This window comes from Streptomyces sp. NPDC054786, from assembly GCF_053611685.1.
The window spans coordinates 34,791-47,807 of the sequence record NZ_JBSHAW010000023.1 but is presented as its reverse complement, the minus strand read 5'-3'; the positions used below and the strand labels follow the sequence as shown (position 1 = coordinate 47,807).

The following is a 13,017-nucleotide window of genomic DNA, read 5'->3' as shown; positions in this document are numbered from 1 at the left end:
GCCCCTACAACGGTACTCCCTCACCCTGTCCGGGCGCTCTTCCCGGCGCCCGCCGCAGGCCGCCCGGCACGCGGCCGGAACGCGTCCCCCAGCCGTTGTCAGTGGCCGACGGCACCATGGGCGTATGAGTACCGACGCGCCCGCCGACCCGGCCCCTCAGCCCTCCGCCGCACCCCTCAACCTCCCTGCCGACCGGGGGGAATCGGCCCTGCCCACCGCCGACGCCGCCTACTGGGAAGCGGCCGCCGCCTCCTTCGACGACGAGCCCGACCACGGCCTGCGCGACCCCGCCGTCCGCTCCGCCTGGGCCGCCCGGCTGCGCTCCTGGCTCCCGTCCTCTCCCGCCGCCGTCCTCGACCTGGGATGCGGCACGGGAAGCCTGGCCCTGCTCGCCGCCGAGCAGGGCCACCGGGTCACGGGCGTCGACCGCTCGCCGCGCATGATCGCCCAGGCGCGCGGCAAGCCGGCGGGCCGGGACGCCGCGTTTCTCGTCGGGGAGGCCGCCGAACCACCCGTGGGGGAGCGGCGGTTCGATGTCGTGCTGGTGCGCCATGTCCTGTGGGCGCTGCCCGATCCTCCGGCCGCGCTGCGCCGCTGGGCCGGGCTGCTCGCTCCGGGCGGCCGGCTGGTGCTGGTCGAGGGCCGCTGGGGCGAGTCCGAGCCGATCGGTATCCCGGCCGCCGAACTCGCGTCCCTGGTCAGGCCGTTGGCGGCACGGACCTCCGTGGAGAGCCTCTCGCACGATCCGGCGCTGTGGGGCAAGGAGGTGGCCGACGAGCGGTATGTGCTGATCGCCGAGCTCCCGCGCCGGCACACCGAGGTGGTCGATGTCCACCTCGTCCTGCGCCGCGGCGAGGAGGTGCTGCTCGCCCGCCGGGCCGGTACCGGCTATGCGGACGGTCTGCTGCACGCCCCCTCGGGCCATGCGGAGGACGGCGAGGACGTCAGGGAGGCCGTGATCCGGGAGGCCGCGGAAGAGATCGGGCTGCGGCTGGCGCCCGAGGACCTGAGGGTCGCGCTCGTCATGCAGCACTGCGCCCCGCCCCCGGCGCGGCCCCGGATCGGCTGGTTCTTCGAGGCGGCGTACGGCGCGGGCGGCGAGCCGTGGAACCGCGAGCCGGACAAGTGCGCGGAGTTGGCGTGGTTCCGGCTGGACGCGCTGCCGGACGACATGGTCGCGTACTGCCGCGCCGGGCTGGACGGACTGCGCGCCGGCCACCGCTTCCTGCTCCACTGGCACCGGCCCGGCGACGCCGTCGCCCATGACCCGTCGGCCCCCTCCCGCGCGGTCCCTCTCGACGGGGCGTGCCCGAGCGGCTGAACGGGCGGGCACGGACGGCGCGTCAGTCCCCCCGTCAGCTCCCGCACGTACCGCCCTGTTCCGGTGAACGGCCGGTAGCCGCAGGCGTGGTGGCGGGCAGGCATCGCCGTCGGGCCACCGCGGAGGCCGCCGGCCTGCGGCTTCCGCGGAGGCCACCGCAGGCCCGACGGCGCGGCCTGCGGCATCCGCCCCTCCGCCGGCGTCGAGCCGGCCCTCGGGCGGAACGCCTGGCCGCGCACCACGGGCACCGCCCTCGCACCGTGACACCCCCCGAGGGATGACACCTCCCCGCACGGCGGACCCTCCTGACGCACAATGGGTGCGACAAAACCGCGCACCGACGGGTGTGAGCACGTCACGCATTCCCGGGGACGAGCCCCAGGGGTACGGGCCGTCGCGCACCGCCCGCCCACACCACCAGCACCAGGAGCGCCACCGTGTCCCCGCAGACCTTGACCATCACCATCGATCCGGCGGCGGCCGCCGCGCCGTTCGAGCAGGTACGCACCCAGATCGCGGACCAGGCCAGGGACGGCGGCCTCCCGGTCGGCTACAAACTCCCCACCGTCCGCGGCCTCGCCGACGACCTCGGCCTGGCCGCCAACACCGTCGCCAAGGCCTACCGCGCCCTGGAGACCGACGGCGTGATCGAAACCCGTGGCCGCAACGGAAGCTTCATCGCGGCGGCCGGCGAGGCCGCGGACAAGGAGGCCGCCGCGGCCGCCGAGAGCTACGCCCGCCGCGCGCTGCGCCTGGGCCTGGACCACCGTGCCGCCCTCGCCGCCGTCGAGGACGCCCTGCGCGCCACCTACCGCACCGACTCCTGACCACAGCTGCCGAGTTCACGCCCGAAAGGAGCCGCATGCCCAGCAAGCAGGCGCTCGTCCGCCGTCCCGGCCCCCGCATCGCCGAGGGGCTGGTCACCCATATCGAGCGGAGCCCGGTCGACCCCGCCCTCGCCCTGAGCCAGTGGGAGGCCTATGTCCAGGTGCTGCGCGAGCACGGCTGGCACACCATCGAGGTCGACCCCGCCGACGACTGCCCCGACGCGGTCTTCGTCGAGGACACCATGGTCGTGTTCCGCAATGTCGCGCTGCTCGCCCGCCCCGGCGCCGGCCCCCGCAGGGCCGAGGTGCCCGCCGCCCGTGCGGCCGTGGAGGCGCTGGGCTGCTCCGTCAACGAGATCCGGGCGCCCGGCACCCTGGACGGCGGCGACGTCCTGAAGATCGGCGACACCGTCTACGTCGGCCGCGGCGGCCGCACCAACGCCGACGGCGTACGCCAACTCCGCGCCGCCTTCGAGCCGTTGGGCGCCCGCGTGGTCGCGGTACCGGTGAGCCGGGTGCTGCACCTCAAGTCCGCGGTGACCGCACTCCCGGACGGCACCGTGGTCGGCCACCCGTCCCTGGTCGACGACCCGGCCGCGTTCCCCCGCTTCCTGCCCGTCCCCGAGGAGTCCGGCGCACATGTCGTGCTGCTCGGCGGCGGCAAGCTGCTGATGGCCGCCGGCGCACCCAGGAGCGCGGAGCTCTTCGCCGACCTGGGATATCAGCCGATCGGCGTGGACATCAGCGAGTTCGAGAAGCTGGAGGGCTGCGTGACCTGCCTGTCCGTACGGCTGCGCGAGCTGTATGCATGACGGGGCATCATCGCCCGGCACTCGTGTGCCTGCCCGGACCGCGCCCCCGGCCGTGCCTATCGTGGCGCCATGAGCAACCTCGAACTCAGACCCGCGCCTCATCCGTGCGGCGGCAACGGCCGTACGGGCCCGGTCCGCGACGTCCAGCCCGGCAAGCAGGTACCGCTCGGCGAGAGCACCGTCGTCCGCAGACTGCTGCCGAACCTCGGCCGGCGGATGGTCGGCGCCTGGTGCTTCGTCGACCACTACGGCCCCGACGACATCGTCGGGGAGCCCGGGATGCAGGTGCCGCCCCATCCGCACATGGGCCTGCAGACCGTCAGCTGGCTGCGCGAGGGGGAGGTGCTGCACCGCGACAGCCTCGGCAGCCTGCAGACCGTACGGCCGCGGGAGCTGGGCCTGATGACCTCGGGCCGGGCCATCGCCCACTCCGAGGAGTCGCCGCTCGGCCATGGCCCGCTCCTGCACGGCGCCCAGCTGTGGGTGGCGCTGCCCGGCGAACACCGCGACACCGCCCCGGCCTTCGAGCACCACACCGAGCTGCCGGTGATCACCGGTGGCGGTGGACTGTCCGCCACGGTCATCCTAGGCGAGCTGGCCGGCGTCACCTCGCCCGGCACCACCTACTCCCCGCTGGCCGGTGCCGACCTCACCCTCGCCGCCGGCGCGGACGCCCGGCTGCCGGTCGACCCCGACTTCGAGTACGCGGCGCTGGCCATCTCCGGCGAGAGCGAGGTCGACGGGGTCCGCCTCGCCCCCGGCGCCCTCCTCTACCTCGGCTGCGGCCGCAGCGAACTGCCCCTGCGCGCCGACTCCGACAGCAGTCTGATGCTGCTCGGCGGCGAGCCGTTCGAGGAGAAGATCCTCATGTGGTGGAACTTCGTGGGGCGATCGCAGGAGGACATCGAAGAGGCCCGCGACGCCTGGACGAAGGGCACCCGCTTCGGCGAAGTGGAAGGCTACGCCGGGGGGCGGCTCTCTGCCCCTGACCTTCCGCCGGTAGCGCTGAAGCCGCGGGGAAGGGTGGGCTGACCTGCGATGACGTGACGGAGACCGGAGGAGCGGGTCAGAGATACAGCCCCGCATCGGTACCCGAGTCCTGGGCCGGGACCGACGCGGGCCGGGTGCCGCGCCGCAGTGCGTACAGTTCGGCGAGCGAGGCGCCCTCGCGTCCGATGCCCTGTTCCGTGCCGAGCCACTGTACGGCTTCCGGGCGGGTCAGCGGCCCGACCTCGATACGGGCCAGACAGCGGCCGGGACGGACCACGGCCGGATGCATCCGCTCCAGATCCTCGTTCGTGGTCACCCCGACCAGGACGTTACGGCCCTGGCCCAGCAGTCCGTCCGTCAGATTGAGCAGCCGCGACAGCGCCTGGCCCGCGGCGTGCTTGGCCTCCCCGCGGATCAGCTCGTCGCAGTCCTCCAGGAGCAGCAGCCGCCAGCGGCCCTTGCCGGTGCTGTCGTCCTCGCCGATCGCGATGTCCATCAGATAGCCGACGTCGTTGAACAGCCGCTCCGGGTCCAGGACGCAGTCCACCTGACACCACTCGCGCCAGGAGCGGGCGAGCGTGCGCAGCGCGGAGGTCTTGCCCGTACCGGGCGGGCCGTGCAGCAACAGCAGCCGGCCGGCGATCTCCTCGGGCGCCACCTTCATCAGCCCGTCCATGGCCTCGGCCACCGGCGCGGTGTAGTTGGGCCGGATCTCCTCCCAGGTGCCGGCCGAGATCTGCCGGGTCGTACGGTGCGGTCCGCGGCGCGGGGAGAAGTACCAAAAGCCCATCGGGACGTTCTCCGGCTGCGGCTCCGGTTCGTCCTGCGCACCGTCAGTGACCTGTCCCAGCACCTTCTCGGCCAGCTCGTCGGTGACGGCGGTGACCGTCACATCGGCGCCGCGGTTCCAGCGGGAGACCAGCACGGTGAAACCGTCGCCCTCGGCGAGGGTGGCGCTGCGGTCCTCGTCCTTCGCCGAGCGCAGGATCCGGGCGCCCGGCGGCAGCAGCGTCAGACCCGACTTCACCCGGTCCACGGACCGGCTGCGGGCGTACGGCTGCTCTCCTTTGGCGAACCGCCCCAGGAAGAGCGCGTCGACGACATCGGAGGGCGAATCGCTGTCGTCCATGGTCAGCCGGAGCGGAAGGGACTCCTCGGCGGCGGACGGCTGGACATGATCGGCATACATGCCGCCATGATCTGTCACAGCGGCCCACCACGTACACGGATTATCCCGGCGTTTTCCCTGTACCAGAACAGAACTGTTACTCAGAAACTCGGGCGTAGTGGTTGGTTCGCTGGCTAATCTGCCCATTGTGCGACGTCATGGTGGGGAACGTCAGGGTCCGGGCTTCGCGATCGCGGCCGGGACGGCGGTGCTGGCCATACTGCTGGTCATCTGTTCCATTCCGGGGGACGAGGGAGGGGACGGGAAGCGGCCCGCGCGCCCGCGCGGCGCGGGGCCCGCCGCGGGCTGGGGGTTCACCCATACCCAGTTCAGTGCGGACCGCGGCACCGATCAGTCCACCGCACGGGCCGCCCGGCTGCTGTCCGCCCACCCGATGCCGCAGAACCAGCACCTGATGGGCTGGGGCGCGGACAACCCCGAACCGAGCCGGGGCCACTATGACTTCGCCGACCTGGACCGCCGTCTCGCACTGATCCGGCAGACCGGCGGCACCCCTGTGCTGACCCTGTGCTGCGCACCGGACTGGATGAAGGGCGGCAAGGCCGGCCGCACCGACTGGAGCACCCTGGAAAAGGCCCCGGAACCGGCGCATTACGCGGACTTCGCCGCGCTTGCCGGAAAGGTGGCCCAGCGCTATCCGGACGTCCGGCACTTCATCGTCTGGAACGAATTCAAGGGATTCTTCGACGACGCCAAGGGCCGCTGGAATTACGAGGGATACACCCGCCTGTACAACCTCGTTTACCGCGCGGTGAAGAAGGTGAACAGCGCCAATCAGGTGGGCGGGCCCTATCTGGTGATGGACAGTTATGTCCCGGGCGACGATACCTACGCCTCCGGCCTCAAGGGCCCCTGGGGCAGCATCGACCGGCGCACCCTCGACGCCCTCGCGTACTGGAACCGGCACAAGGCCGGCGCGGATTTCCTGGTCGTCGACGGCTCCAGCTACAGCAAGGACGACCGTTACGCCCCGGACCCGTTCACCGCTGCCCGGAAATTCGCCGACGTGGGGCGGTGGCTGCGCAAGGAGACCGGGCTGGCGCTGTGGTGGGCGGAGTGGTACGTCGAGATCGCGGACCGGAACGACGACCGGGCCGGCTGGAGCGAGCGCCGGCGCACCGCCACGCAGGCCACCGCCCTGATCGAGATGGCGGCCGGCGGTGCCACCAGCGGGTTCTACTGGAACCCGGAGAACGAGGGAGAGCGCTGCCCCGGATGCCTGTGGACCAGCACCGAACTGGACGACGGGGGAAAGGAGCTGCCCATGATGGACCTGCTGTCCCGGTTCTCCCGCGCCTTTCCGCCGGGGGAGCGGCCGCAGGACCTCGACACCGGCGCGACGACGGTGCGGGGGCTGGCCGACGACCGGACGGCACTGCTGGTCAACACCAGGGACCGCCGTGCCGTGGTGAAAGTGGACGGGAAGGATGTCGCCCTCGACGGATACGAGGTGCGGTGGATCGACCGCACCTGACCCGGTCGTGCCCCGTTCCCGGGCCGCTCCTGGCGTGCGGGCGCCCGGACCGCTCCCGATGACCTGACGGCGTCCGAACCCGTCCCTGCCCTGAGGGTGCCGAACCAAGCCTCGGCCCCCGCCCGTCGTCCCTCACGACATCGTCAGGAACCGCTGCACCAGCGACGCCAGAAACACCAGCAGCAGGGGCAGCGAGAACCAGAACAGCCCCTGGATCCAATGCAGTTGACGCACGCTCGGGACAACCGCCACCCGGAGCACCTCGCGGGCCGCCAGCACCACGGTCAGGGCGAGCGCCGCCAGCGCACCCAGCACCGACCACGGGGTCCAGGTCACCTGCGGCCCGGCCCGGCCCGGCCGGGGCGGCGGGACCTCGCCCGCCGGGCGCCGCGTCAGCTCGTACACCGCCGCCTGCGGGTTGGACAGGACCCGCCGCAGCTCGGGGCGCCGGTCCAGGGCCGCGCGCAGCCCCGCTTCCCAGTCCGTGCGGTACCCGGAGTCCAGCCGCAGCGACTCCGACTGGCCATGGTTGACGATGAGGTACGACTGCGGCCCCGCGTTCCGCAGGGCGGTCACGACCGGGCCCACCCGGTCCGGATCGCGGGGCGCCAGGGCCGGTTCGTACTGCACCCGCTCCATGTCCTTGGCGCCCCAGGGCATCGCCGGGGTGACGCTGTTGACGGGGTCGCTGCTCAGCCAGAGCAGCCGCACGGTCGGCCGGTCGTGCGCGTAGAGGTAGTCCATCGCCGCGACCTCGCCCGGCCGGATCCGCTCGAACGGCTCGTTGCCCCAGCGGGCGACGAGGAAGCCGATGGCCAGGATCAGGCCCGTCAGCAGCGCGGCGAGCGGCCCGAGACCGCGCCGGGTGCCGGTGTCGCGGGGGAACAGGGCCAGTGCCGCCAGCACACCGGCGCCGGGCAGCGCGAACAGAAAGACCCGCAGCGCCATTTCGCCGCCGTAGGACTGCATCCCGAACGCCAGGAAGGGCACGAAGGTCAGCACCGGCAGCGCGCGTTCGGCGAAGCCGGCCGCCCGCCGTCGCAGCACTCCCCAGCAGGCCAGCGCCAGTACCCCGCCCGCCAGCGCCACCCGGGTGTAGAGCACCAGCTTGTGCGTGGGGTCGCCGCCGCCGATCCGGTCCGTGACGGACGAGGAGACATTGCCGCCGATGCCGCCGAGCCCGCCGAACAGCTCGTCGAAGTGGCCCGACCAGTAGGGCTCGGCCAGGAACCCGACCCAGGCGACGACCAGTACGCCGAGCAGCAGCGGGAGGCCGTAGAGGCTGGAGCGGCGGGTGAGCACCAGGACGGTCAGCACACCGAGCATCACGAACGGGGTGAGCTGATGGCCCGCCACCGATGCCGCGAACAGCGCGATCAGCACGCCGAGCAGCGTCACCAGCTGACCGCGGCCGGCCGGTCGCACCTCCGCCTCGCCCGGCCGGCGGATACCCCACGTGGGCCGTGGCTCGCGGAACCACACCAGCAGGATCGCCACGAACGCGAGGTAGAGGAGGTAGGTGAACCCCTGCGGGGAGAAGTAGTCCTGGCCGACCCAGCCGCACAGCGCGAACAGCCAGACCGCGCACCACTTCGCCCGCCAGTTCGCCCGTACCGCCTGGAGGAGGAGGAACAGCGGTGCCAGGTAGAGGAGCTGCACGGTCAGCGGCCACCAGCGCAGCACCTCGGTGAAGTCGGTGACCCCGCAGGCCCCGGCGACGAACTGCACCGCGGCGAAGAAGCCGGGCCAGCTCCAGCGGGCGTCCAAGTCCGGGACCGCGGAGCCGGTTCTGCCGAGGTAGTCCAGGAAACCCAGATGCTGCCAGGCCGTCGGGAAGCGCGGCTCGCTCTCCAGTACGGCCGGCAGCGCATGCAGCGCCACCACCGTCAGCAGCAGCACCGCGGCGAGCAGCGCCCGTCGCTGCCGGGAGAGCCACAGCGCCGCGCCGAAGGCCGCCACCAGCAGCACCACCCCGGCGAGCGTCGCCGCGGGCAGCACCGAGATCAGCCCGAGGCCGTTCATCCGGTCCAGCGCGGCGTCGCCCATCCCGCGCAGCGGCAGCCAGAACAGCGCGAGCGCGGTGGCCAGCAGCGCCCAGACGGCGAGGTCGGGGCGGCTCCGGAGGCGCACGAGGAGTGCGCGGGACGGTCCGCCCCGGAGCAGGGAGCGGCGCACGGCGGTGGCCGCCGGTCCGCCCTGCGCCCCGTGCACCCGCACCGCATCCCCCAGGTCCCCGTGGACGGCCAGATCCGCCAGATCCCCGTCGGGGGCGAGCCCGCCCGCCGGTGTCCGGGCGGGCGGCGCGGACACCGCCCCGCGCAGTACCCGACTCAGCCGGACGCCCGCGATCGCGACGATCACCGTCAGGCTGGAGATCTCGGCGACACCGGCTCCGGTCAGCCCCATCCGCGGCAGCAGCACCAGTGTCAGCCCGAGTACCAGTACACACAACAGGCCCTGCAGCGCGGCCAGTCCGGACGTACGGCTCTGGGCGCGCAGCACAGCGAAGTGCACCTCCATCACGACCCGCAGCGCGGCCCCCACCGCGAACCAGCGCAGCAGCGGCGTCGCCGCCTCCGCGTACCCCGGGCCGAAGATCCCCAGCAGATGGGGTGCGCCGAGGAACAGGACGGCACAGACCGGGAGCATGATGCGGGCCATCCGCCGCAGCGCGGCCCGGGTGTGGTGGGCCAGCTGCGCCGGGTCGTGAGCCCCCTCGACGGTCAGCGAGGCCCCCATGTTGAGGGCGAGCAGATTGACCGTGCCACCGATGGTGGTGGTGATGTAGAAGTACGCGTTGTCGGCCGCGCTGACCTGCGAGGCCACCAGTACCGGCACGAGGTAGACCACGGCCAGCGAGAACAGCGACCCGGTGTAGTCGCCGGCCAGGAAGCGGCCCATCTCCTTGAGCGACGGCGGCCGGGCGGTGCGGTGTGTGGCCCGCACGTGCCGGGGCACCAGCCGCCGGAACACCAGCCAGCCCAGCGGAATCACCGATACCGCGATCGCCGCGGCCCACGAGGCGAAGACCCCGGCGGTGGGGAGCGCGGCGGCGAAGACCACCAGCAGCCCCAGCTTCACCGTGGAGAAGGAGAGATTGCCCACCGGTACCCACAGGGCACTGCGCAGCCCGGTCAGCACCCCATCCTGCAGGGTGAGCAACGACCAGGCGACCACGGCCAGAAGGAAGCCCAGGCCGTTCAGCGTCCCGTGCAGAAAGCGGTAGGAGGGCCCCCAGAGGTCGAGGGTGAGCAGAAAGACGGCCGCGGCGGCGGCGACCACGACCGAACTGCCCGCATAGGTCCGCAGCACCAGCCGGCCGGTGTGCCGCCCGGCGACCGGGATGAAGCGGGCCAGCGCACCGGTCAGCGTCACCGCCGTCAGCCCGGCCAGCAGCTTCATCGCGGCGATGGCCGCCGAGCCCTGGCCGACCGCGGACTCCGTGTAGTAACGGGCCGCGATCAGCCAGAACCCCAGGCCGAGCAGACCGGAGACGCCGGTGTTGAGCATCAGCGCATAGGCGTTGCGGAACAGCGGACTTCCGCCGCCCCGCCCCGGGAGGCGGAGCCTGCTGCCGTCGCCTCCCGGTGGCTCCGGTTCCGTGTGCTCCTCGGCCTTGGTGGTGGTGTCAGACACCGGCTCCGTTGCCCCTTCTTCCGCTTCTTCCGCTTCTTCCGCTTCTTCCGCCGCGGGCGTGCCGCGGTGTGCTCAGCCGCCCGGTGTGCACAGCCGGACCGCCTGCCGCGATCTGCGGACCACCGCGTACCCCTGGGTGAGCACCCGGTCCCGGGCGAAGGCGCGGACCAGGCCGCGGCCCTCGACGATCCGGGTGAACTCCTCGGCGTCCGTACGGCGCCGCACCGTCAGCCGCGTCAGGGCGTACGGCCCTTGACGGCGGGCCGCGAGCGCATTGCCCACCGCGAGCCCCTGCCGGAACCCCAGGGCGCGCACCGTCCGCCGTACCCGCCGGCTGGAGTGGCCGTACGGGTAGGCAAAGGACTCCGGCGGCGCCCCCACCTGCTCGGTGATGATCTCCTTGCAGCGCAGCACCTCGTGCCGCAGCCGCGCGTCACCGAGGCTGTCCAGCTGCGGATGGCTGTGGCTGTGCCCGCCGATCTCCACACCGGCCGCGGCCAGTTTCCGCACCTGGTCCCAGTCGAGCATGGTGTCCAGGGCGCCCCCGGTGTCGTACGGGCCGCGCAGCCACCCGGTCGACACGAAGAGGGTGGCCGGGAAGCCGTACCGGGCAAGGGCGGGCAGCGCGTGCCGGTACACGCCTTCGTAGCCGTCGTCGAAGGTGATCAGCACGGGCTTGGCCGGCAGTGGCCCGCCGCCCCGCCAGGCCGCCGCGAGTGCGGCGGTGGTCAGCGGGGTGAAGCCGCCGTCGGCCAGTACCGCGAGCTGCGCGGCGAAGGCCTCGGGCGGCACGGACAGCTCCCGTACGGCGGGCGTCGGGGCGTCGGTCACCGCGTGGTACATCAAAATCGGCACCGCGGGCGGGCGTTCGCTCATGCCGCCGCCCCCTCGGGCGCCGGGGCCGTTCCCGGGGACTCGGCGTCCGCCCGCCCCCCGACTCCCGTTCTTCCCACGGGCTTTCCACGGGTCCGTACGGTGCCCCACGCATAGCCGGCCGCCGCGGCCGCCACTCCGGCCAGGATCGCGCCCGCCCGGCCGGCGCCGCCCGGCCGTCGCAGCAGCGCGTCGCGGACGCCGCGCAGCACCCCCACGGGCAGCACCCGGGCCGCATACCGCCGCTCGGTCGCCAGCCCGTCCCGCGCGCCGACGCTGCGGGTCACCAGTGCCTTGGACAGGCCCTCGGCATACGCCCGGCTGCGGAAGTAGCCGAACCGCTCCCGTTCGGCAGGGACCCGGTGATGGATGACCGACCGGTCGTCGATCAGCAGCACGGCGTCCGGCAGGGAGCGGCTGATCCGGATGCACAGCTCGGTCTCCTCGCAGCCCAGCGGCCGCCGGCCGGCATCCCGGCCGATACCGACGGCGAACCCGCCGACGCGCTCGAACGCCACCTTGCGGAAGGACGCATTGCCGCCCAGGACATTGCGCACCCGCACCGTGCCCGGCGGCAGACCGCGGTACGTACAGCCCACCACCCAGTCGAACTCCTCGGGGAACCACACCGGCCGGCGGCCGGACGCCCAGACCGGCTCGGTGCGTCCGCCGACCGCCATCACCGCCGGATCCGCGTAGGCCGCCGCGAAGTGGCGCAGCCAGTCCCGCTCGGCCACCGCATCGTCGTCCAGAAAGGCGATGATCTCGCCGTCGGCCACGGCGATACCGGTGTTACGCCCTGCGGAGAGCCCGCGGGGGCCCGAATTGGCCATGATCCGCAAGGGAGTTGCGGGAGCACCGGAAGCGGATGCGCCCGCGTGAGCGCCCCTGAAGTGCTCCCTGAGCCGGGTCAGCAGGGCGGGGTGATGGTCCACCACCAGCAGCAGCTCATGGGCGGGACGGGACTGGTCGCCCACCGACGCCACCGCGGCGAGGATGTCGTCCCACCGGTCCTCGGTGTGGACGCAGATGACGACGGAGATCCGCGGTCCCGGGCCGGCCGCCGGTCTCGCCGCGCTCACCGGGTGTTCCCGGTGATCAGCGCCGGCCGGGCCGCCCGGTTTCTTCGGGAGCCCCGCTCGCGCAGGATCACTCTCAGCACCCGCAGCCCGTCCCGTACCGCCCGCAGATTGCTGACGCCGTGGATGCGGTTGTACTCGTGGCTGGGGATCTCCTGTACCCGCAGCCCGGCCTTGACCACCCGGATGTTCATCAGCGTCTCGACCTCGAACCCGGCGCAGTCCAGGGCTATTTCGTCCAGGCAGTGCCGCCAGAAGGCGTTGTACCCGTAGCAGAGATCGGTGTAGCGGGCGCCGAACTTGGTGTTGACCACGGCCGTGAGCACGCGGTTGCCGAGCTTGCGGACGGGCGTCATATCGTCCGTGCCGCCGCCGTTGGCGAACCGCGAGCCCTTGGCGAAGTCGGCCCCGGACACCAGTGCCGAGACATAGCTGAGGATCTCGCCGCCGTCGGCCGACCCGTCCGCGTCGATCATCACGATGATCTCGCCGGTGCAGGCCGCGAAACCGCTGATCAGCGCGTCCCCCTTGCCCTTGCCGCGCTGCGGTACGACGGTGACGCCCGGCCACAGGTCACGGGCGACCCGGACCGTGTCATCGGTGGAATTCCCGTCGACCAGGATCACTTCATGGATCCAGTCCGGCAGGGTCTTGAAGACATACGGGAGATTTTCCGCTTCATTCATCGCCGGAATGACGACACTGACCGGCGGAGCGATGGCCAGATGTGAGGAAACGGGACGGTAGACGGCCTGGTCCGGCAGCAGCGTCAGCGGCGGTTCTTCCGCATCGGCCGGGCGAAGGAACGAGCTCATC

The 13,017-nt window shown here is 72.7% G+C and carries 10 protein-coding genes; 5 read left to right on the top strand and 5 right to left on the bottom strand.

The features are described from left to right. Positions 1–124: 124 nt before the first annotated feature. The 4 genes from ACWGI6_RS20335 to ACWGI6_RS20320 all read left to right on the top strand — a co-directional run bounded on the left by ACWGI6_RS20335 (position 125) and on the right by ACWGI6_RS20320 (position 3,992). Positions 125–1,321 carry a methyltransferase domain-containing protein gene (locus ACWGI6_RS20335; RefSeq protein ID WP_453268806.1) on the top strand — a complete coding sequence of 399 codons (1,197 nt, stop codon included), beginning with the start codon at positions 125–127 and terminating at the stop codon, positions 1,319–1,321. A 437-nt stretch (positions 1,322–1,758) separates the two neighbouring features. After that, a complete protein-coding gene (locus ACWGI6_RS20330; RefSeq protein ID WP_393907017.1) occupies positions 1,759–2,148 on the top strand; it encodes a GntR family transcriptional regulator in 390 nt (129 codons plus the stop codon). Positions 2,149–2,183: 35 nt separating this feature from the next. Next, positions 2,184–2,960 (top strand): dimethylargininase, encoded by a 777-nt coding sequence (gene ddaH / locus ACWGI6_RS20325; protein ID WP_453268805.1) that lies wholly within the window; start codon positions 2,184–2,186, stop codon positions 2,958–2,960. A gap of 69 nt (positions 2,961–3,029) precedes the next feature. Further along, positions 3,030–3,992: a pirin family protein gene (locus tag ACWGI6_RS20320; RefSeq protein ID WP_453268804.1), complete on the top strand. Its 963-nt coding sequence runs from the start codon at positions 3,030–3,032 to the stop codon at positions 3,990–3,992. 34 nt (positions 3,993–4,026) lie between these two features. Here the strand turns inward: ACWGI6_RS20320 and ACWGI6_RS20315 are convergent, their stop codons facing one another. Next, the gene (locus ACWGI6_RS20315; RefSeq protein WP_453268803.1) at positions 4,027–5,139 is read right to left on the bottom strand and encodes a DUF5925 domain-containing protein; all 1,113 of its coding nucleotides are present in this window, start codon (positions 5,137–5,139) and stop codon (positions 4,027–4,029) included. Positions 5,140–5,266: 127 nt separating this feature from the next. Between ACWGI6_RS20315 and ACWGI6_RS20310 the strand changes: the two genes are divergently transcribed. Continuing rightward, a complete protein-coding gene (locus tag ACWGI6_RS20310; protein WP_453268802.1) occupies positions 5,267–6,613 on the top strand; it encodes a xylan 1,4-beta-xylosidase in 1,347 nt (448 codons plus the stop codon). A 132-nt stretch (positions 6,614–6,745) separates the two neighbouring features. Here ACWGI6_RS20310 and ACWGI6_RS20305 read toward each other — a convergent pair whose 3' ends face one another. The 4 genes from ACWGI6_RS20305 to ACWGI6_RS20290 form a co-directional block, all read right to left on the bottom strand. After that, positions 6,746–10,249 carry a lipopolysaccharide biosynthesis protein gene (locus tag ACWGI6_RS20305; protein WP_453268801.1) on the bottom strand — a complete coding sequence of 1,168 codons (3,504 nt, stop codon included), beginning with the start codon at positions 10,247–10,249 and terminating at the stop codon, positions 6,746–6,748. Positions 10,250–10,321: 72 nt separating this feature from the next. Continuing rightward, positions 10,322–11,125 carry a polysaccharide deacetylase family protein gene (locus ACWGI6_RS20300; RefSeq protein WP_453268800.1) on the bottom strand — a complete coding sequence of 268 codons (804 nt, stop codon included), beginning with the start codon at positions 11,123–11,125 and terminating at the stop codon, positions 10,322–10,324. Further along, positions 11,122–12,204, bottom strand: coding sequence for a glycosyltransferase family 2 protein (locus ACWGI6_RS20295; RefSeq protein ID WP_453268799.1), 1,083 nt, complete (start codon positions 12,202–12,204; stop codon positions 11,122–11,124). The genes ACWGI6_RS20300 and ACWGI6_RS20295 overlap by 4 nt, the downstream gene beginning before the upstream one ends. Further along, positions 12,201–13,016, bottom strand: a complete 816-nt coding sequence (locus tag ACWGI6_RS20290; RefSeq protein WP_453268798.1) for a glycosyltransferase family 2 protein — start codon at positions 13,014–13,016, stop codon at positions 12,201–12,203. The genes ACWGI6_RS20295 and ACWGI6_RS20290 overlap by 4 nt, the downstream gene beginning before the upstream one ends. Between the last annotated feature and the right edge of the window lies 1 nt (position 13,017).

Excerpts from the sequence above, each read along its gene's own strand:
- ACWGI6_RS20335 (WP_453268806.1), top strand. The coding sequence starts at position 125 with ATGAGTACCGACGCGCCCGCCGACCCGGCCCCTCAGCCCTCCGCCGCA.
- ACWGI6_RS20300 (WP_453268800.1), bottom strand. The coding sequence starts at position 11,125 with ATGAGCGAACGCCCGCCCGCGGTGCCGATTTTGATGTACCACGCGGTG.
- ACWGI6_RS20290 (WP_453268798.1), bottom strand. The coding sequence starts at position 13,016 with ATGAGCTCGTTCCTTCGCCCGGCCGATGCGGAAGAACCGCCGCTGACG.
- ACWGI6_RS20320 (WP_453268804.1), top strand. The coding sequence starts at position 3,030 with ATGAGCAACCTCGAACTCAGACCCGCGCCTCATCCGTGCGGCGGCAAC.
- ACWGI6_RS20315 (WP_453268803.1), bottom strand. The coding sequence starts at position 5,139 with ATGTATGCCGATCATGTCCAGCCGTCCGCCGCCGAGGAGTCCCTTCCG.
- ddaH (WP_453268805.1), top strand. The coding sequence starts at position 2,184 with ATGCCCAGCAAGCAGGCGCTCGTCCGCCGTCCCGGCCCCCGCATCGCC.